Raw genomic sequence first — 20038 nt, forward strand, 5'->3', positions numbered from 1 at the left:
ATCTTTCCGGAACTTGGGACGACAGACACGTCGACGCGCGATACTGGCCGCATCGCTTTTGCGCCCGCAACGTCGTCCGAAGGAGCCCGCCATGATCAACGCGTTTTGCAAGAAGCCTTTATGGGAGTGCTCGAAAACGCTCGTCGCCGTCGCCCAAGGCCGCACGCCCGCCGACACGGTCATCAAGGGCGCGAAGCTCGTGAACGTGTGCACGGGCGAAGTCCAGGAGGGCATCGACGTGGCCATCGCCGAAGGTCGCATCGCCTACCTCGGTACGGCCGACCACTGCGTCGGCGAAGGCACGCGCATCATAGACGCGGAAGGCCAATGCATCGCCCCCGGATTCCTCGACGGGCACATCCATGTGGAATCGTCCATGATGGGCGCGGGAGAGTACGCGCGCGCCGTCGTCCCGCACGGCACCACGGGAATCTACTGGGATCCGCACGAGGTGTGCAACGTGCTGGGCCTCGACGGCGTGCGGCTCATGGCCGAGGATGCGCGCCGCACACCCCTCAAGGCCATGATCACCACGCCGTCGTGCGTACCCGCCGTGCCCGGCTTCGAGGACACCGGGTCTTCCATCGGCCCCGAAGACATCGCTGAAACGATGGCGTGGCAAAACGTCGTGGGCCTCGGCGAGATGATGAACTTCCCCGGCATCCTCTCCGGCGCAGACCACGCGCACGGCGAAGTGGCAGAGACGCTGCGCGCCGGAAAAATCGCAACCGGCCACTACTCGCTTCCCGAAACCGACCGGGGCCTGAACGCCTACGTCGCCTCGGGTGTGCGCTGTTGCCACGAGTCCACGCGCGCGCAAGACGCGCTCGCGAAGATGCGCCTCGGCATGTACGCGCAACTGCGCTTCGGCTCGGCCTGGCAGGATCTGCCCGCGCTCGCCGAAGCCGTCGCGTCGCGCGGCATCGACACGCGCTTCGCCAACCTCGTGAGCGACGACACGCATCCGCACACGCTTGTGGCCGACGGACACCTCGACCATATCGTGCGCACGGCTGTGAGCTTGGGCATCGACGCCGTCGTCGCCATCCAGATGGTCACCATCAACTGCGCCCAGTGCTTCCAGATGGACCACGACCTGGGCTCCATCGCCCCCGGCAAGTGCGCCGACATCGTGTTCCTGGACGATCTAGAGAGCCTGCAGGTCACGCGCGTGCTCATCGACGGCGAGGTGGTGGCCGAGAACGGGCGCGCCCTGTTCGACCTGCCGCCCTACCACTACCCCGATTGGGCGACGCGCTCCATGCACCTGGGACGCGAGATCACGCCGGCAACGTTCGAAGTGGCCGCCCCCGAAGGCGCCTCTGACGGCGGCACCGTGCGCGTGCGCGCGATCGAGGTCATCCCCGGCAAAGTGGGCACGCTCGAGGCGCACGTCGATCTGCCCGTTAAGAACGGGCGCTTGGAGTCCGCTGCGGAAAAGGACGCGCTCAAGGCGTTCGTGTTCGAGCGGCACCATGGGACGGGCGCGTTCGGCAGAGGGTTCGTCAAAGGCTTCGGCATCAAACGCGGGGCGATGGCGTCCACCGTGGCGCACGACGCGCACAACCTGCTCGTGCTGGGTGCGAACGACGAGGACATGGCCCTGGCCGCGAACACGCTCGCCGCGTGCGGCGGCGGCATGGCCGTGGTCGCCGACGGAGAGGTGCTGGGCCTTGTGGAGCTTCCCATCGCCGGCCTCATGGACGCGCTTCCCGCCGAGGAGATGAGCGCGAAGGTGCATGCCCTTGAGGACGCCTGGGCTGCTATCGGCTGCGCCATGCCCTCCCCTTTCATGACGATGGCCCTGATCCCGCTCGCCTGCCTCCCTGAGCTGAGGCTGACGAACCGAGGATTGGTCGATTGCACGAAGTTCGAGTTCGCGGATTTGGCGGTGGAATAGAGAGCGGGCGGATCGGAGACATCTTCTGGCCCGCTCGCCCCTTGGAACAAGAACCGCTCGCGCTCTCCGGGTTCGATCAGCCGCTGCCTTCATGCGAGCCCCTCGCGTGAGAGCTCTCGATCCGAACTCACGAAGGCTCGACACGACCCTCTCAAAGGTGCGCCGCACCGATGCGCATTCCAACCCGCGAGCCCGCGAGGACTCGACTACCCCGGCATCGCCGAGGTCGTGCGAACCGGCATGTTTCAACCCGCGAGCCCGTGAGGGCTCGACACGGCATGCCGCAGTCGTCGACCGCGGTCACGTCGTTTCAACCCGCGAGCCCGTGAGGGCTCGACCAAAAACCTTACGAGCAGCACGCCCAGCACCATCGTTTCAACCCGCGAGCCCGTGAGGGCTCGACGATAATCACGCAGATAGTGCAGTTCGTCAATGAGTTTCAACCCGCGAGCCCGTGAGGGCTCGAAGTGTCCTCCAAGCTCTCCGGCGTTGCCGGCGCGGTGTTTCAACCCGCGGGCCCGTGAGGGCTCGACCAGGCGCCTACCTGCAGCAGATAATCGACGGGCTGTTTCAACCCGCGAGCCCGTGAGGGCTCGACCGATGCTGTCGATCATCTGGTGCGCCGCCAGCCAGTTTCAACCCGCGAGCCCGTGAGGGCTCGACATCATGCTCAAGGACATCTATGCGGAGACGTTGGTTTCAACCCGCGAGCCCGTGAGGGCTCGACGTCGCGAACGACGAGACCGCCGCAACGCTGACCGTGTTTCAACCCGCGAGCCCGTGAGGGCTCGACAAATCACCCACCGTCCACTCGCGGCGCCCGATAGGTTTCAACCCGCGAGCCCGTGAGGGCTCGACGTACGAGAGCGACGAGGCCGTGCCCATGGCGAGGGTTTCAACCCGCGAGCCCGTGAGGGCTCGACGCCATGGTCGATTTGCCGTTTTGGCGCGCAACCAGTTTCAACCCGCGAGCCCGTGAGGGCTCGACCACGTAGGACGTCTTCGCGAGCTCGACGCCGTTGTTTCAACCCGCGAGCCCGTGAGGGCTCGACGGTTGCCGCCTCCTCGGCGCCCTCAAGGATGCTGTGTTTCAACCTGCGAGCCCGTGAGGGCTCGACCATGGCGACGTACTTCGCGGGAGCATCCACGCTTGAGTTTCAACCCGCGAGCCCGTGAGGGCTCGACGCATCGTGTCGCCGACCGGGAGGACGCCGTCGAGGTTTCAACCCGCGAGCCCGTGAGGGCTCGACTTGAGCGTTTTGAGGGGCGTTATGAATGGTACGAGTTTCAACCCGCGAGCCCGTGAGGGCTCGACTACGGGCGGCGCGAACACGTCCGCGCCGCATGCCTTCGTTTCAACCCGCGAGCCCGTGAGGGCTCGACCGCAGCGGCGAACGTCCCCTATGCGAACCTGCAATGGTTTCAACCCGCGAGCCCGTGAGGGCTCGACCCACCGGCTTGTTCCTGGGATTACGCATCTGGAGAAGTTTCAACCCGCGAGCCCGTGAGGGCTCGACTGATGGTGGCGGCCATTTTGTCCCTTTCTCTCGTGTTTCAACCCGCGAGCCCGTGAGGGCTCGACCTGCGCGTCCTCCTCGTTCAAAAACGCCTGGAAGGTGTTTCAACCCGCGAGCCCGTGAGGGCTCGACGCCGCTCCGGGGCCGCTGTAGAGGGTCTGGGATACGGTTTCAACCCGCGAGCCCGTGAGGGCTCGACGGATGGCGCTAGGCGGTAGGCCAGTCGAGCGTACGGTTTCAACCCGCGAGCCCGTGAGGGCTCGACATCGATCATGCAAACCTCCAATGCATGTGATGTTGTTTCAACCCGCGAGCCCGTGAGGGCTCGACCATTCTATCCTCCCGTCACCATGATCCCGTTTATGTTTCAACCCGCGAGCCCGTGAGGGCTCGACGCTATCGCCGTCCACATCATCCCGCGAGCCCTCATGCGGTTTCAACCCGCGAGCCCGTGAGGGCTCGACGGATAAAGGCAGATACAACCATTCCCAAAGCCCAGTTTCAACCCGCGAGCCCGTGAGGGCTCGACGACCGATTACACGCCCATCACGCCCGAGCGCCTGTTTCAACCCGCGAGCCCGTGAGGGCTCGACGCGTCCGCGCCTCGGAGAATCGTTAGAGAGAAAGGTTTCAACCCGCGAGCCCGTGAGGGCTCGACCTGCGTACGTGGATAGCAGGGCGTCGATGACGGCGTTTCAACCCGCGAGCCCGTGAGGGCTCGACGACGGCACGTGGGCGCGCTGCTCCGCATCCAAGAGCGTTTCAACCCGCGAGCCCGTGAGGGCTCGACGACCCTGTACGGCTACAATTACGCGATGTTCAAGTTTCAACCCGCGAGCCCGTGAGGGCTCGACTGGACTCCGGGTCGCGAGCGATGTCCATGATGCGGTTTCAACCCGCGAGCCCGTGAGGGCTCGACAATCCGGCAGCGACGGGGTTAAAAAACCGCAGTGTTTCAACCCGCGAGCCCGTGAGGGCTCGACCTTAAGATAGCCGGTGCGAGAATCGCAATAAAAGTCGTTTCAACCCGCGAGCCCGTGAGGGCTCGACCGCCGCCGAGAGGTTCAAGGGCGACATGCGCGAGTTTCAACCCGCGAGCCCGTGAGGGCTCGACTCCTGCGAGCCCGTATCCGATTCCAGCGAAAGCTTGTTTCAACCCGCGAGCCCGTGAGGGCTCGACCATGATATTGCGATCATACTCGCGAAAAACGAGGGTTTCAACCCGCGAGCCCGTGAGGGCTCGACGGGGCCGGGAAGGAGAGAAGATGAGCATCAACTGGTTTCAACCCGCGAGCCCGTGAGGGCTCGACGAGCTCGCCGGTCGTCGCGTTGTCGTCGGTCGTGTTTCAACCCGCGAGCCCGTGAGGGCTCGACTCGCGAGACGGCTTGCAACGCCTCCTTGTTCAAATAGTTTCAACCCGCGAGCCCGTGAGGGCTCGACCGATGTCGATGAGCACGCCGGGAACGTTCTCAAGTTTCAACCCGCGAGCCCGTGAGGGCTCGACTCGATACCGATGTGCCCTTCGTGGCTATCGATCTGTTTCAACCCGCGAGCCCGTGAGGGCTCGACGGGAGTCTCGAAGTTCGATCACATGGCTCTTTGAGTTTCAACCCGCGAGCCCGTGAGGGCTCGACTGTCGGAATATACATATTAGTGCATATTCTGACTATTATATTCATATTAGACAATCAGCCAACACCGTAAGCAGCTATCAGCGGGCTTGTGAAGCCTAAAACCTGCGCGAACCTCATGAATAGCGCGCCATTGCTTGGGGTTCGCGCGGCACGCTATCGAGTTTTCGCATTGTCAAGGTGCGCATTTCCTCTCACACGCACAGGAGCCCTTCCGGGTCGTACGCCTCCTTCGCTCCCACATGCTCGACTTTTCGCTTCCAGTTCTTCCCGAGATTATAGAACCGCAGGCTGTCACGCGTCAGATCGGCCGCCTTCATCAGCTCGCTCTTCATTGTCTCGAACTGAGCCGGATCGAGCGAGCACTCGAACACCGAGTTCTGCACGCGCTGGCCGTACTTCACGCAGATCTTCGCAACCCGACGCAACCGGCGGGTTCCCTGTGGGCTCGCCGTTTCCACATCGTACGTCACCAGCACGTACATCGCTACCTCCAAATGAACGCCGGATAATCGTCCAAATCTCCGCGCAGGTGGCGCGCCAGCAGCTGCACCTGCAAGAACGGCACGAGACCCACCGGCACCTTCTCCTTCAAGAACGGATGCATCACCTGCTCCTGTTTGCGCTGCTGCCAGAGCCCAAGCGCGTTCTTGCGGGCCGCGTCAGTCAAAACGACGCCCGATGCCTCGCTCGACGAGAAATCGGGCTCGCCCACCTGCCGACGATTGATCAGCGATACCACGAAGCGATCAACGTACCACGCCCGCAACTCCTCCATGACATCCAATGCGAGGCTCGCCCGCCCCGGTCGATCTCGATGGAAGAAGCCAACCTGGGGGTCGAGCCCGACGGTCTCGCACGCGCTCGCCACATCGCGAGCCAGAAGCGAATAGAAAAACGAGAGCAGGGCGTTCACCGGATCTCTTGGCGGCCTCCTCGTGCGTCCCGAGAAGGCGAAACCGTCCCCCGCCCGAAGCAAGCGGTCGAACACGCCGAAGTACCGATGCGCCGCGTCGCCCTCGACTCCCCTCAGCTCGTCAGCGTCGACCGTCGAGAACGCGCCAGCCTCACGAAGCTTGAGCCCTTCGATGGCCTCGTCCAAAGCATCATCCGCCTCGTCGGGATAATCACGCCTGCAACGCTGCAGGACGGTCCGCGCGTTGCGCACCTTGGCCGCGACGAATCGCTGTGCGAGACGGAGGGCGGCGTCAGGATCGTCCGACACCCGGTACTGGGCGCGTCGGAGCAGCACGTTTCCCGAAACCGGCCCCTCGACCCGCGCGAGGAAGCGCCCGGCGTCGTCCAGAAACGAGATCGTGATCCCCCGCTCAGCACAAGCCCCCAGAACCGCAGGGGAGCAGCCGAGGTATCCGAATATCACAATGCCCTCGAGCAAGTGGCACGGCACCTGCAGCGCCTTCTCGCCGTCCACCCGCACCACGAGCGCATCGTCGCCCTTGCACACGTACGCCTCAGGGTTCGTCACATAGAGCGTGTTGAGAAGCTTTTTCAAACCCCGCCTCCTTCCAATACGCTACGGCATCATGATCGAACGCCTCGAGGAGGCAAGAGTCGGCCAACGAGCATCGGCGGCACTTCGGGCCGCGCACGGCCCGAGGCGTCTCGCCGCACTCGAACAGCTTGTGCATGCGAAGCGCCAACCCAGCGACGCGCTCGCGCAAGGCATCGTCGAGCACGACGCGCTCCCGACGGCGGGTGGCGCCGTAGAACAGGTCGCCCTGTCCTACGGCGCATCCGAACATCTCCTCCAGGCACAGCGCCTGCGCACACACCTGGATGCGATCCCATTCTTCTATCTTCGGTTTCCCCACCTTGTACTCCACGGGGCGCACCGCAACCTTGGCCGCATCGCCGTCCGCAGCGAACTCCACAACATCGGCGATGCCCGCTATACCGAGGCTGCGGCTCACGAGCCGATACCCTCGCTCGGACCTGACGCCCTTCGCGGCGGAGTACCCCTCCAAGTGCACCCGTTCGTGGAACAGCGAGCCCCGCACCGTGTCGTAGCTCTCGTCCCATATCTGCTCGAGGTGGATGAGCGCCCACTGGCGCTCGCAGTACGCGATGTGCTGCAGCCCCGAAAGCGGCAACAGCTCGTCATCGGCGTACATGGTCTACTCGACCGGAAGTTCCAGCAGCTCGACCCCCTCGGGAATCGCCGCGCGGTCGACGACGATCTCGTAGTCCGAGAACGCACGGGCCTCGGCGCCGTCCTCGATGAGCCGCTTCACCGACACCGCATCGAACAGCTTATGGGCCGGCGCGTTCCCCAGCTTGCTCTCATGCTTGAACGCGAACAGCTTGCGCAAGGCCATGAGCCCGCGCGCGGCACTGCGGTCGTGCTCGAACATGTTCATGAGCGCCTCGAAGAACAGGTCGAGGTCCTCCTGGGAGAAGCCCGTCTTCTCGGCGAGCGCGGCGGAGATGAACCCCTCAGCCCGGTACAGCCCGTAGGGCACGTACTGCTTGCGGCCCATCGTCTTCTCTTTTTCGACGTCCTTCTCGTTCGTCACCGCCATGCGCGTGATGCTCATCTCGAGCGGCAGCACGGGGTCGACCGACTCGGCGAAGCACAGCTGGATGGGGCCGCGCACCTGGCCGCAGTTCACGTCGGTGGTCATGACCGCGCCGAACGCGCGGATGTCGAAGAAGTTGTCGCACATGAACTTCGTGACCTTGAGCTGGTCCTCCTTGGCTTTCGGCAGCTTCTTCGGCGCGGGCTTCATGTCGTAGTGCACGTACGCCTTGCGGTTGCGGTCGTTGAGCACGGCCGCCTCCTGCACGTAGATCTTGTACCCGAGCTCGCCCTGGGCCACGTCGGGGTCGTCGATCGCCTCGCCTTTCACCAGGTCGACGTAGTTGCGGATCTTGCGCTTGAGGCACACGTCCGACACGATGCCGCGGCTCGTGTCGGGATCGATGCGCGGCATGTTGCCGGCATCCGGGTCGCCGTTGGGGTTGCCGTTCTTCACGTCGAAGAAGAAGACGAAGTCGTAGCGGTTCTTGATAGGCTCTGCCATGATGTCCTCCTAGTTGGTTTCGGTCTCGTCGTCGGCGCTATCGGCGTCCGCTTCCGCATCGGCCTCGTCGTCGTGCTTCTTCCACAGGTCGACGCGCTGCTGGTAGTACCCCACGAAGAACTCGCCCTGGTCTTCCGCGTCGAGTGTCTTGGGGAACAGGACCGGCCCGTCGAGCATCGCCATGATCTCGTCGTTCGCCTTCTCGAACTTCACGCAAAGCCCCGGGTTGAACTTGCGCAGCTTCGACAGATGGTTCTGCGTGTTGTGCAGCAGATGCGGGAACACGCGGGCGGGCGTCGTGGAAGCGGCCCCGATGTAGCGGTCGCGGATGGTAGCGTTCACCTCGCCGAGCGCGCTTCGCTGCGCGTGCTCCATGACGGCGAACAGCCTTCCGAGCACGTAACCGCGGTTCGCCCTCTCTTTGTCCAGATTCACGTCCAGACTCCTTTCCTCATCGGCGCGTGCGGCGCCGTCTTCCCCATTCGAGTTTTCTGCGCCGAGCCGTGCCCTGCGCACAAGGCACGCCTTGAGCAACGCCGCCCGCCGGCCCATGTCCCACGAGTTGCGCCGCGCATGGTCGGAGCGCATGCGCGAAAGCACCGCGTAGTAGAGGGCCTGCGGAAACGCGCGGCCGGTGAGCATGGCCTCCATGCAGCCGTTCACCAGCGTCGAAGGCAGCTGGTCGGCCGACCCCATGGGCGCGGTCTGCAGCAACAGCGTGCGAAGCGAGCGGGCGCGCACGTCGGCCATGCTCACATCGCGAAGGTACGCTCCGAAGTTCTCGGCCATGCGGCCGAGCGTGCTCGTCTCGAAGAACCGAGCGGCCAAGCGCGCCGCGTTGGGCGCGAGGCCGAGCACGAAGTAGCGCGTCTCGGTGTCGACGCCGGTCAGGGGAAGGCCGCGCTCCATGCTCTCGAGCGCCGCGCGCACTTCCTGCACGGCGTTCTGGTCCTCGGCCCTGTCGAGCTCGTCGGGGTCGAGTATCCCCAGCATGAGCAGGTCCTCCGCCGGCGCCGGACGATCCGCCCAGAACACCACCGTCGTCTCGCCGAAGCGCACCCGATGCTCGCGGTCGGCGCAGAGCTGCCGCAGTGCGGAGCCCGCGTTGAACGCCGCCGCCTCCGAGACCGACGCGTTGTAAGCCTGCGACTTGCCATACGACTCGAACGACTGCAGGTTGAACGATACGAGCGACGCTCCGGCCGACTGCGCCCCAGGAACGCCGGTCACCTGGGGAAACAAGCGGGCAAGCGGGCCCTCTTCGCCCGTGACGGCACATTGGCCAACCACCTCGCCCGTCGCCTGGCCATCGCAATAGGAAGCCCATGCGGCAGCCACCGCGGGCCGCTCGTGCAGTCGCCCCGGGTCTCCGTCCAGCCGGAACACCACGAAGCCGCCGCCGCTCGCCAACTCCGAGCGCACGCCCTCGTCGAGGTCGGCGTCGCGATCCTCGCGCTCGAAGAAGCGCAGGACGGCTTGCGCGCCCTCGTCGTCGCATTCGCCCAGCACGGCCTCGTGCAGCGCCCGCGCGCTCGCCAGCTTCTCGGGCCCGCGTTTCTCATCGTAACCGAGCAGGTAGGCCGCATTGTCGCACAGGAAGAACGGCAGCATGCCGGTTCCGCTGCGCGTCGTATGCTCGGGCACGCGCAGCGAGACGAACTTCCGCAGCTCCTTGCCCGTGCCCGCTGTGAGTTGATACGCGCCCAGCAGCCTGCCGTCGCGGGAGAGCTTGAGCTCCCACGCCGCCTTCTCCACGCTCCAATGACGGGCGGGAACGTCGCGCTCGGGATCGGCCAACAGGCGCTCGTAATACTTGTTGAGCTCTTGCAAGATCATCGGACCACCGCCTCGCGCGCGCGGGCGACGTCGATCACGCCGTCGCGCATCGAGGCGCGGAAGAACTGCGGCTCCATATCATGGTCGAAGTCGATGTCGAAGAGCATGAACCCCAGATCCCGCTCGCCGGAGCCGGCGTAGAACGACTTGGGCCTATCGCCAGGCTCCTCCACGATCGATACGTCGGCGGGGAACTCGCGGCAGCCGAAGTAGGGCTGGTTGAAGCACTGCCCCTTGCGCAGGCGGCGCAGGGCGATGCTGTAGTGCTTCTCCACCGCGTCGTCTTCCCCCGCCTGCTCCGTCAACGTGAAATGCGCGTCGATCAAATACGCGACGTCCTTCAAGTACATGGTCGCGCGCTGTTGGCGGTCGTCGTTGGCCGCCGTCCATACCTCCTCGCCGCGCTCCATGGCGGCCTTGGCATTGCGGTAGCTCAGCTTGCCGCCCAGCTCGTTGCGCCTGAACGTGTCGAAGCGAATCTCATTGAGCACCTCAATGCGGTCGATGTGCCATCGGATGGCCGGCTTCCAGTACACGGCCTCGACGAGCCCGCGCGCCGCCGACGGCGTGATGACGTCGTAACTGACGCGCTCGGCTTTCATCTCGGGCCGCGTGAAGCACGCCCGAGGGCCTCGCGCGAGCACTTTGATGCCATATCCCATGTCGAACCTCCTTCCTCTCTCGTTGCAGCCGCGCCCGCAAGCGCGAACTTCGCCTTAGCAGCTCAACAGCTCGAGAACCTCCTCTCCCACCGCGACCAGCCCCACGTCCTCCCGGTAGAAGGATCGACAACCGTCATCTCTCAATATGAGGAACGGCTCAAGCTCCTCGACCGCGCCGGTCTTTTTGTATTCGTCTATCTTCCACACAGGTACGCTCACGCTGAACCTCTGCAAGCGCATGGCCATGCCAGCCGGATTTTCGCTGGCAAGCAGCTCCTTGAGCAGCGTCCGCCCCTCTTCGCCCCATGGCACGAACACGGGAACCGAATCGTCCTCGATGATGCGGTAGTCGAGGGCGCACTGCTCGAAGGGCATGGTTTTAAATCCTGCGGCGATCAGGTCTTTGGAAGTCAGCTTCTGGAAAATGTGCTTGGCATCGAGGTCTTCCGTGCCGTAGCGCGTCGAGAAGAAAGCGGGTATGAGCGATTCGTCGACCTTCCCGTCGTTTTCACGGATCACATCACGGGCTATGCTCTTCATTTTCTCGAGCCATGCGCCCGTCTTCTGACGCTCGCCATCGACAGCGCATTCGAACACGTGCACCATGCCCCCGTCGATCAGACGGCCCTCCCGATTGCAGCGCCCCGCGGCCTGCACGACGGAATCAAGGCCCGCAAGTTCGCGGTACACCTCGGGAAAATCGACGTCCACGCCGGCCTCCACAAGCTGCGTCGACACGACGACGCAGCGCTGCTTGTCGTCGAGCCTCTTGCGAATGCGTTCGAGCATGGCGCTGCGATGCGCCGGGATCATGAAAGCGCTTAAATGGAAGAACCCCTCGTCGTACGCGTGTTTTGCATCTGAAAGCTCGCCGCGCTCCACCGCTCTCGTCACCACGTCGTCATAGATCGTGCGGGCCAGGGCGCGCGTACCCACGACGCAAAGCACCTCATGGCAATCAACGATGCGTTCAGCGAGGTCAGCCTTCTCAATTGCTCCGAGCGACTCGTAGGCGACCCGCCCTCCGAACGCCTCGTCGAACAAGTCGCGACGCCGCACGATCTCGCATGGCTCAGCGCCGAACGGCCAAAGCCCTTCCAACGCCGGCTGCGTAGCCGTGCACAGCACGACGCTCGATTCGTAACCCGCCACCAACTCCTCGAGCATGGCAAGCGAGGGCTTGAGAAGCGAGTCGGGAAGCGTTTGCGCTTCGTCGAGGATGATGACGCTCTTCGCCATGTTGTGCACCTTGCGGCTCTTGCCCGGCTTGTTCGAGAACAGCGACTCGAACAGCTGCACGTTCGTCGTCACCACGATGGGCGCATCCCAGTTTTGGACAGCGAGTCGCTGCTTGGCCTTCTCCTCGTCGCCGAGGTCGCTGAAGTCGTAGTTCGAATGATGCTCGAGCACGTTTTCAGAACCAAAGATGGTTTTAAGCGTGCCGGCAGTTTGCTCGACGATACTGGTGAACGGAATCGCGACGATGACCCGATCCAGCCCGTGCTCAACCGCATGCCGCAGCCCGAACGCCATCGAGCTGAGCGTCTTACCGCCACCGGTGGGCACCGTCATCGTGTAGAGTCCGCAGGGTAGCATGGAGGCCCCAAGGCACTCCTCGTACACCGAGCGGCGCACGCGGTTGACCGGCGTTTCCTTCGCGCTCCCCATGAGTTCGCTCATATGGGCTTCGAGTTTCGCCAGCAGCTCTTCCATGCTGGCAAGGTCGCGTGCCTCGCGCGCTTCTGCAGCTTCGGGAGTCATGAAGCGCTCGGTATCCAGATAATCGCTGTCAACAAGCGCCGAATATAAGAAATGTTCGAGCACGAACGTCGAGAACACCTTGCTCCCCGTTCCCTCGAACGTGCGACCATAGCGCATGGGGGCTCCCAGTTGCGCAAGATCGGGAAGGCTGATCTCACCCGCTTCGGCCAAGTCGAAAAAAGCGTCATAAGGATCGATAGCGTTTGCAAGCCGGTCTTTGAGAGGGGTTCGCAAAGAAACCTTCTGCGAGCCAGAGCATTCCGACCAGTTCATGCCGTTAGCCATTCCCCCGTGATGCCCGCAGAGCGCATAGGCCATGAACTGGCCGCATGTTGCATACCGTTCGATCGCGATCTTCGCGCCCGCGGTCGAATGATCTACCGGTTTGCCGCCCTCCAAGCGCTTCTGGAAGCCGGCGCTTGCCTTGCCCGCGTCATGCAGCAAACCGAGCGTGCGCCCCCATGTCCCCATGTCGAATTTCTCTGCGAATGCCTCGGCCCGTCGCGCCACCTCGTTCGCATGCTCCGAAAGCGTCTGCCAGGTGGAAACATCTTCAAGATCAGAACCGGTATGAGCGTAATATTCAGGCATATGCCGTCCTTTTTCGGACCGTTATTGTAATGGCTACCAGCATTGTATCCTACCTTCATTTGGCAACTATCCCTATACTGGGACTCGCAGGCAAGAACCTAATCGAAATCGTTATTTCTTCTGGCGCGTGGCGCGAAAGGACACACATATCCCGATCTTGCAGAACCATGACCTGAATCGCACTTTTAGCTTACCCTTCATTCTATTTCCTTTATAGATTGGGTTAAGTTAATACTTATTACGACACCCGTAGTATATATAAAAATGGGAGGCGCGTCTACAAGACGCGCCTCCCACCGTCACACACTTAACCCATTCTATATTTCAATCCACGCATTTGTGCGACAAAACCAGTTTATACCACTTTGTACGGCATTTACTTCTCTGCCACGTCCTTCAAAATCTTACCAGGATCGACGGTCGGCAATACGAGCAGCATTGCAGCGCGACGTGCAATATAGCTATCCAAACACCTCAACCGCTCGTCGCTGAAATAGTTGCGGACATCGCTCTCATCGAACTCGTCCATGACCGGATGGCGCTCGAAGACGAATCCGGCAAGCCGCTCCAATTGCGCTTTCTGCACCGGACCGATCACAAGAGCCGCCTGCTCGTCGAGCGAGGGAGCGAACGCGCCGCGGCTGATCGACGCCTTCCGCATCATGGCATCCACGGTCAACTCATCAGGCATTGCGCTCGCGAACAACCCTAGGTTGTGATCGAACAGCGGGGCCATCCCCCGCACGATGCCCGTACCGTTGTCGCGCAGGACGCCGTAATTTCCCATATGACGATCCTCGTTGCAGATGAGCGCGTCGAATACGAGCATCGACTTGAACTTCTCAAGCTCTGCCTCGCCGAGGTTCGCGAAATACGCAAGCGCCTCGCGCAGGTTCATGTCCTTGAAACGCTCGGGGCGAACCGCGAAGCCGAAAGGTACGAACGCGACGTCCTTCGAGCAGAATAGTTCGCAGGTGGAGCAGAGCTTCCTCTTCCACAACGCCAAGTCGTATGAAACCGCGTCGATCCCCATGCGGTACGCGATCTGGAAAGATAGATATTCCGAATAGGGCTCCTTACCCACGTTCGCGCCCTCGAACAGGTGGCCGGCCTTGAACAGCAGGCGCTTCGACCCCGCTGCGCGCCACGCCTTGGGGAACATGCCGCCGATGGTGAGCTCGCCGGGGATGCCGCCGTCGGCAAGCGCGTCTGAGACGACACCCGTGTACGCGACAAGCTGCAATGCAGCGCTCATCTCATTGTCGTACAGGTTCCATTCGCCGAACGAGCCCTCGGAGCCTTGGGGGACAACCCAATAGGAATCGTTGAGCGAAAGGCCCTTGCTCACATCGATGATCGATTTGGCGTCATCGGACTCGATGCCGCACGACTTGAGTATCTCGTCAACATAGGCGCGATTCTTCGGGATACGCCGTCGGTGAATCCATTCGATCAGGCGCTCGCGAGTTGCCTCCCCGTCGAACGACAAGGGGAGAAGGCTGCTTGCCGACGAGTCCGTCGAGAGTATCTCGATCGAAAGATCTCCGTACTCGCCTCGCGACATGCGAAAGACGATCAGAACCCGATCGAACAGCCGCAGCTCGTATATGTCGCTCTCGCGCATCATGAGCGCATTGTAGCATGGCGGGACCGCGCTGTCCGGACGCCCCCCTCAGCACCCAAGCCGGTTGGAGCGTGGCGCAGCGAGCCTTCGTATAGCGCGAGATCGCGATGTCAGCGCCTCAACCAACATTACCGTGCGTAGCGCATGGCCGAATTCCAACAACGAGGTCCGAGCCCCAACCCAGGATGCAGCCGACAGCCCAAACGGACGAAATTGAGCAAACCCCTTCGCTCGTGACGTCAGCGTTTCGAACTCGCACGCCAGAAAAGCCATCTCGATCAGCCAGAACGCCATCGTAGACTTGCAGCCTGGACCCCACCCGAAAACCCGACCCCTCGCTCTCGGGAAAGCGGCGATTCCTCGTTGGCTCGTCAGCAAAACCGCACAGGCGGCCTCGCTCCGGAAGCGCATGGTTCCCGGCGGGATGCAACCCCAATGCCCGCCTACAGCAAACCCCCTATACCCATCGGCGGCAACCTCGTACAATAGTCTTATGCCCCTCATCGACGACATACGAGCCTACCGACCCTTCAACGAACAGGAAGAGGTCGATCGCGAGATCATCCTCCGGCAGCTCGAAAGCGACCCGGACGTGTTCGACCGCAGTTCGCTCGCGCACGTAACGTGCTCGATTTGGACGGTCGACCCGACCGCAGCCAAGACGCTCATGGTCCACCACAACGTCTACAGCTCCTGGAGCTGGATAGGCGGGCACGCCGACGGAGAGCGCGACTTGATCCGCGTCGCCTTGCGCGAGCTCGAAGAGGAGACGGGCGTCGCCGATGCGCGGCTCGTCGCATCATGCGGCCCTGGCGGCATCTTCTCACTGGAAGTGCTCACGGTGGACGGCCACGAGAAACGACATCGCTACGTGAGCCCGCATCTCCACCTCAACGTGACCTACCTGGCCGTGGCCTCGTCCGACGAGTCGTTGCGCGCCAAGCCGGACGAGAACGACGGTGTGCGCTGGATGACCCTCGACGAAGCTCTCGCCTCGTCGACGGAGCCGTGGATCCGTGATCGGATCTACCGCAAGCTCGTCGACAAGCTGTCGACAGTCGACGTCGGACGAGACGGCGAACCCGCCCCTTCGCCTCCCGGCAAGCTGGCAACCGTCGACATCCAACGTTCGCGCACAAGATAGTAGCACTCGCAGTCCTGCATGAGGCCATCAAGGGTCGCCTCGATGCCGTGCAACGTTCCCTCGCGGACGAACCCCAACTTCTCGATCACGCGTCGTGAGCGTGCGTTGAAGGAATAGTGAGTGCAGGTGATCATCGCGAGGCTCAGCTCTTCGAAACCGTAGCGCAGCACCTCACTCGACGCCTCGGTCATATATCCGCGGCCCCATGCGCGCCGCGCGAGCGCGTAGCCCAGCATGAGGCAGTCCACATTGCGTCGCTGCGGATCGCGAATGAGCCCGATCGATCCGATGCACGGCCCCACGGCACCGGCGTCGGCGCCGTCGCCGCGCTTCTCGAAGATGCCGAACACGTGTGGCTCGTGCGCAATCACCTCGACAAACATACGCGCGTCCTCGCGCGTGCGATGCGGCGCCCATCCTGCATCGGGATCGACAGCAGGATCGCTGCAGTAGGCGAACACATCGTCGATGTCGTCGGAGATCAGCGGGCGCAGCACGAGGCGCTTGGTCTCCAACGAAGGGCACTCCGCAGACGTCTCGGCCAATACGGCGGGCACCTGACCCGGACGCTGCGCCGCGCTCGCCTCGAGGCACGCCGCGAACTGCGATTCGTCGAGCGTGCGCACTCCCGCCTCGCGCAGCGCTCGAGCTGCGACGCCGTAACCAGGCACGAGAACGCCGGCGAACGTGCCGTCGTACACGAGGCCGCATCCGCATGAGGGGCTCTTCGCCTTGAGAACCGCCAGCGTGCAGCCCCGTTCCGACGCCAGTTCCACCGTTTTGGCTGCCCCTGCCAAAAACGCGTCCGTGACATCGCCCCCGTCCGCGTCGACCACGCGCAGAGCGCGCTCGGCTGCGACGATCTCGCAAGGCGTGCGCGGCACGGGCAGGCCTCCGAGCATCTCGGGGCACACGCCCACGAACTCGCGCGTCGCGCCCAGTTGCAGCACCGCCTCGCAAGAACGAGATTCCCCGTCGTAACGGCACGGCTCGCCCAGCAGGCATGCGCTCACGGCTATCGGCATCCCCCATCCTTCCACTCCGGCATTCTCGTCACAGCGAGAAACGTAACGCAGTATAGCAAAGCATCGGGACGAGGCGTCGGAGAAGCAAGGTGGCCTGCGGGAGAGGGCGTCCCCGACCCAAAACCCGAAAGGCTCGCGGGCGCATTCGCCCCCTCCGAAACGCGACAAGTCCTCCGCCGAACGGCGAAGGACCTGAACGAGCGCCGCCTCGCTCAGAACTTGGCGAACCGCTCGTGGCGCTTTTTCACAAGTTCGTCTGCCGGCATGTCTGCGAGCTCGTCGAGCGTCGCCTCAACGTAGGCGCGCACGCTCGCAGCAGCCTGCTCGGGATTCTCGTGCGCCGGGCGCGCGCCTTCGGACAGCACGGCGTCCACGATGCCCATCTCGCAGGCTTCGGCGGCGCTCATCTTCATGACGGCAGCTGCCTCGGGTGCGCGGGTGCGATCCTTCCAGAGGATCGAGGCGAACCCCTCCGGCGACAGCACTGAGTACACCGCGTGCTCCTGCATGGCCACGCGATCGGCCAGCGCAAGGGCAAGCGCGCCGCCGCTTCCGCCCTCTCCCAAAAGCACGCTCACCACGGGCACCCGCAGTCCCGCAAGCTCGATGAGGTTGTCTGCGATGGCGTTTCCCTGCCCGCGCTCCTCGGCCTCCATGCCGCAGAAAGCGCCCTGTGTGTCCACAAGGCACACGATCGGCCGTCCGAACTTCTCGGCCTGACGCATGAGGCGCAGGGACTTGCGATAGCCTTCGGGCTGCGGGCAGCCGAAGTTGCGCGCGATACGCTCGGGGAGGTCGCGCCCCTTCTCCTGAGCGATCACCGTCACCGCCCGTCCTCCGATCCAGCCAAGACCCGCAACGATGGCGCCGTCGTCGCCGAAGGCGCGGTCGCCGTGCAGCTCGATGAATCCGTCCACGAACGCGTCGATGTAAGAGAGCGCCGTCGGTCTGCGCGTGTTGCGCGCCAGCTGCACGCTCTCCCACGCGCGGTTGCCCTCCTGGGCGCCGACGTCGCCAGCTGCGGCAGCGCCCTCGAGCGACACGCCCGCCTCGGCGTCGAAGCCCCCTTCGCTCAGCACCCGCTCGAGCCGTTTGCGCGAAGCGGCTCCGCGCCGGTCGAGCCGCTCGGCCAGACTCGAGATGCGGCGCTTCAGCCCCAGAGGGCCCCATCCCTCTCCTCCGCCGAAGGCGAAGCCCTCCGATGCCAGATCGCCATACGTCACCGTGTTGTACGTGTCGGTCCCATGAGCGAGGTTCTCGCGCACCGCCTCGTAGCTCACGAGTATCTCGCGATCGCCCGGCTCGTGATCGGCACGCATCGCCACCTCGGTGGCCAGATGCAAGGCAAGCAGATGCGCGAGCGTTCCGCGCAGCTCGGCACGCTCGACGATGGCGTCGATAAGCCCGTGCTCGAGTGCGAACTCGGCCGTCTGAAAGCCTTCGGGAAGCTCCTGCTTGATGGTGTCGCGAATGACGCGCTGGCCTGCGAAGCCTATGAGCGCGCGCGGCTCGGCCAAGATCACGTCGCCCTGCATGGCGAACGATGCGGTCACGCCGCCCGTCGTGGGGTCGGTGAGCACCGCAATGTAGGGCAGCTTCGCCTCGGCATGGCGTTCGAGGGCGCAGGACACCTTCGCCATCTGCATGAGAGACACGAGGCCCTCCTGCATGCGCGCCCCGCCCGATGCCGTGAAGATCACCACCGGCAAGCGCTCGGACGTGGCGCGATCCACGAGCCGCGCCACCTTCTCGCCCACGACCGACCCCATCGAGCCCATGAAGAACTGGGAGTCCATGATGCCGACGGCCACGCGCAGGCCCGCGATGCGCCCCTCGCCCGTGCGCACGCCCTCCTCGAGGCCGGTCTTCTCGCGCTGGGCGGCCAGCTTGTCGGCGTAACCGGGGAAGGAGAGCGGATCAGTCTCGGCCACGACGCGATCCCATTCGACGAAGCTGTCCGCATCGAGCGTATCGTCGATCCGCTCGGTCGACGACATGCGCAGGTACCCGCCGCACGATGGGCACACATAGTGGCCGGCCGCAAGGCTCGCTTCGTCGAAATTGAGGCCGCAATGCGGACAGGCTCGCCACGACCCGCCGTCGAACGCGGGCTTGTCGGTGGTGCAGAGCACCCAGCCCAAAAGCGGCGCTTCGGCGCTCAGAGGACGGAACACGCGGATGCCGCGGGCGGCCGCTCGCGCGAGGAAGCTGTCCACCTCGGCGAGCGGCAGCGCCTCGTCGCACAAAAGCACCGTCGTCGCACCGCACTCCCCAGCCGCCGTCAGCACCGCATAGCCGTTGCAGAACAGCGCGTCTGAGTGCTTCTCGCCCAAGCAAACCGAAAGCGGGGCGAGCTTCACATGCGCATCGAACCGATGGTCCTGCGTGTAGACGACGCAGGGGGCGAATCCGGCATCCGACACAGACCTCACCAAGCGCTTCGCCGTTCTCGCGCGCGCCATGACGAGCGCGACGGGAAGCCCTTTCACGCCGTCGGCCGAGCCGTTCGCATGCGAGGACGGCGAAGCGGTCCATTCGGACGAATCCGCTGCCTCGAGCGCATTCGGGACAACGGGAAGGGCCGCTGCGGCCTCGTCCGCCATGCGGGACAGCCGGTAGGCAACGTCCGCGGCTTCGGCCGTTTGTCCGGAGGAGACGGCTTCGCCGTCCTTGGGCAGCACCGTTCCGTCCGAGCCGATGGTGATGTAATCCTGCGTGCGCTGCTTCATCGAACGATCGCCGCCCCTCTACGCTTCCGCTTTCGCCAGCACGTACTTCTGCGTGGCCGTGGCGCACACCGCGCCATCCACGCTCGCCTCCACCTCGGCCACGACGAGGCGCGATGAGGACTTCACTATGCGACCCTTCAAGGTGAGCGTCTCGCCCGGCTCCACCTGCCGACGGAACTTCGCGCCGTCGATGCCGGTGAGGAATCCGATGGCACCTTCCGATCCGCGATCGACGAGAACGCAAAACGAGGCCGCCTGCGCGAGCGCCTCCATGATGACGACGCCCGGCAACACCGGATGCCCGGGAAAGTGGCCTTTGAACAAAGGCAGGTCGGGGTCGACATCCAGCTCGGCCGTCACCTCGACGCCCGGCTCGCACGAAACGACGCGGCTCACCCACAGAAACGGGTCGCGGTGCGGCAGCACCGCCTCGACGGCGCCTTTGCCGCAGGGAAACGAGATGGCCATGTTCGGCTCCTTTCAACGGTGCGCGCTCCGCGCGCCATGCGCCCGGAGGACGCGCAACAAGCTCACAAGTAGGCCGCGCGTCGAAGGTCGAGCGACGCGGCCCGGCGC

General features: G+C 64.0%; 13 protein-coding genes and 1 CRISPR repeat array. Of the genes, 2 read left to right on the forward strand and 11 right to left on the reverse strand.

The window, feature by feature from the left end:
• Positions 1-91: 91 nt before the first annotated feature.
• Positions 92-1900, forward strand: coding sequence for an adenine deaminase (gene ade, locus B5F40_RS07005; protein ID WP_087193626.1), 1809 nt, complete (start codon positions 92-94; stop codon positions 1898-1900).
• A 176-nt stretch (positions 1901-2076) separates the two neighbouring features.
• Positions 2077-5052: a CRISPR direct-repeat array (repeat unit 31 nt; unit sequence GTTTCAACCCGCGAGCCCGTGAGGGCTCGAC).
• A gap of 191 nt (positions 5053-5243) precedes the next feature.
• On the opposite strand, the gene cas2 is transcribed toward ade, so the two are convergent.
• The 8 genes from cas2 to B5F40_RS07045 all read right to left on the reverse strand — a co-directional run bounded on the left by cas2 (position 5244) and on the right by B5F40_RS07045 (position 14567).
• Positions 5244-5534, reverse strand: coding sequence for a CRISPR-associated endonuclease Cas2 (gene cas2 / locus B5F40_RS07010; protein ID WP_087193627.1), 291 nt, complete (start codon positions 5532-5534; stop codon positions 5244-5246).
• A 2-nt stretch (positions 5535-5536) separates the two neighbouring features.
• The gene (gene cas1c, locus B5F40_RS07015) at positions 5537-6562 is read right to left on the reverse strand and encodes a type I-C CRISPR-associated endonuclease Cas1c (RefSeq protein ID WP_087193628.1); all 1026 of its coding nucleotides are present in this window, start codon (positions 6560-6562) and stop codon (positions 5537-5539) included.
• Complete coding sequence (gene cas4, locus B5F40_RS07020) at positions 6522-7181, reverse strand: CRISPR-associated protein Cas4 (RefSeq protein ID WP_087193629.1); 660 nt, start codon at positions 7179-7181, stop codon at positions 6522-6524. Before cas4 ends, cas1c begins: the two co-directional genes overlap by 41 nt.
• A 3-nt stretch (positions 7182-7184) precedes the next feature.
• Positions 7185-8090 carry a type I-C CRISPR-associated protein Cas7/Csd2 gene (cas7c, locus tag B5F40_RS07025; protein ID WP_087193630.1) on the reverse strand — a complete coding sequence of 302 codons (906 nt, stop codon included), beginning with the start codon at positions 8088-8090 and terminating at the stop codon, positions 7185-7187.
• Between the two features lie 9 nt (positions 8091-8099).
• The gene (gene cas8c, locus B5F40_RS07030) at positions 8100-9926 is read right to left on the reverse strand and encodes a type I-C CRISPR-associated protein Cas8c/Csd1 (protein WP_087193631.1); all 1827 of its coding nucleotides are present in this window, start codon (positions 9924-9926) and stop codon (positions 8100-8102) included.
• Entirely contained in the window at positions 9923-10588 is a 666-nt protein-coding gene (cas5c, locus tag B5F40_RS07035; protein ID WP_087193632.1) for a type I-C CRISPR-associated protein Cas5c, read from the reverse strand. The genes cas8c and cas5c overlap by 4 nt, the downstream gene beginning before the upstream one ends.
• 54 nt (positions 10589-10642) lie before the next feature.
• Positions 10643-12940, reverse strand: a complete 2298-nt coding sequence (locus B5F40_RS07040; protein WP_087193633.1) for a CRISPR-associated helicase/endonuclease Cas3 — start codon at positions 12938-12940, stop codon at positions 10643-10645.
• A 376-nt stretch (positions 12941-13316) separates the two neighbouring features.
• Positions 13317-14567, reverse strand: coding sequence for a HipA domain-containing protein (locus B5F40_RS07045; protein WP_140396449.1), 1251 nt, complete (start codon positions 14565-14567; stop codon positions 13317-13319).
• Between the two features lie 490 nt (positions 14568-15057).
• Here B5F40_RS07045 and B5F40_RS07050 point away from each other — a divergent pair, with 490 nt between their 5' ends.
• Positions 15058-15708 carry an NUDIX hydrolase gene (locus B5F40_RS07050; protein WP_087193635.1) on the forward strand — a complete coding sequence of 217 codons (651 nt, stop codon included), beginning with the start codon at positions 15058-15060 and terminating at the stop codon, positions 15706-15708.
• On the opposite strand, the gene B5F40_RS07055 is transcribed toward B5F40_RS07050, so the two are convergent.
• The 3 genes from B5F40_RS07055 to fabZ form a co-directional block, all read right to left on the reverse strand.
• On the reverse strand, positions 15591-16733 hold the full coding sequence (locus tag B5F40_RS07055) for a GNAT family N-acetyltransferase (RefSeq protein WP_087193636.1): 1143 nt from the start codon (positions 16731-16733) through the stop codon (positions 15591-15593). The genes B5F40_RS07050 and B5F40_RS07055 overlap by 118 nt on opposite strands.
• Before the next feature lie 212 nt (positions 16734-16945).
• Positions 16946-19462 carry an acetyl-CoA carboxylase carboxyltransferase subunit alpha gene (locus tag B5F40_RS07060; RefSeq protein ID WP_087193637.1) on the reverse strand — a complete coding sequence of 839 codons (2517 nt, stop codon included), beginning with the start codon at positions 19460-19462 and terminating at the stop codon, positions 16946-16948.
• A gap of 18 nt (positions 19463-19480) precedes the next feature.
• Positions 19481-19930 (reverse strand): 3-hydroxyacyl-ACP dehydratase FabZ, encoded by a 450-nt coding sequence (gene fabZ / locus B5F40_RS07065; protein WP_087193638.1) that lies wholly within the window; start codon positions 19928-19930, stop codon positions 19481-19483.
• Positions 19931-20038: the final 108 nt, after the last annotated feature.

The organism is Gordonibacter sp. An230, assembly GCF_002159915.1.
Classification (GTDB): Bacteria; Actinomycetota; Coriobacteriia; order Coriobacteriales; family Eggerthellaceae; genus Rubneribacter.

Coding starts and splice junctions, on each gene's coding strand:
- cas5c (WP_087193632.1), bottom strand. CDS start 10,588: ATGGGATATGGCATCAAAGTGCTCGCGCGAGGCCCTCGGGCGTGCTTC.
- fabZ (WP_087193638.1), bottom strand. CDS start 19,930: ATGGCCATCTCGTTTCCCTGCGGCAAAGGCGCCGTCGAGGCGGTGCTG.
- cas8c (WP_087193631.1), bottom strand. CDS start 9,926: ATGATCTTGCAAGAGCTCAACAAGTATTACGAGCGCCTGTTGGCCGAT.
- ade (WP_087193626.1), top strand. CDS start 92: ATGATCAACGCGTTTTGCAAGAAGCCTTTATGGGAGTGCTCGAAAACG.
- B5F40_RS07050 (WP_087193635.1), top strand. CDS start 15,058: ATGCCCCTCATCGACGACATACGAGCCTACCGACCCTTCAACGAACAG.
- B5F40_RS07045 (WP_140396449.1), bottom strand. CDS start 14,567: ATGATGCGCGAGAGCGACATATACGAGCTGCGGCTGTTCGATCGGGTT.
- cas2 (WP_087193627.1), bottom strand. CDS start 5,534: ATGTACGTGCTGGTGACGTACGATGTGGAAACGGCGAGCCCACAGGGA.
- B5F40_RS07040 (WP_087193633.1), bottom strand. CDS start 12,940: ATGCCTGAATATTACGCTCATACCGGTTCTGATCTTGAAGATGTTTCC.
- B5F40_RS07055 (WP_087193636.1), bottom strand. CDS start 16,733: ATGCCGATAGCCGTGAGCGCATGCCTGCTGGGCGAGCCGTGCCGTTAC.
- cas4 (WP_087193629.1), bottom strand. CDS start 7,181: ATGTACGCCGATGACGAGCTGTTGCCGCTTTCGGGGCTGCAGCACATC.
- cas7c (WP_087193630.1), bottom strand. CDS start 8,090: ATGGCAGAGCCTATCAAGAACCGCTACGACTTCGTCTTCTTCTTCGAC.
- B5F40_RS07060 (WP_087193637.1), bottom strand. CDS start 19,462: ATGAAGCAGCGCACGCAGGATTACATCACCATCGGCTCGGACGGAACG.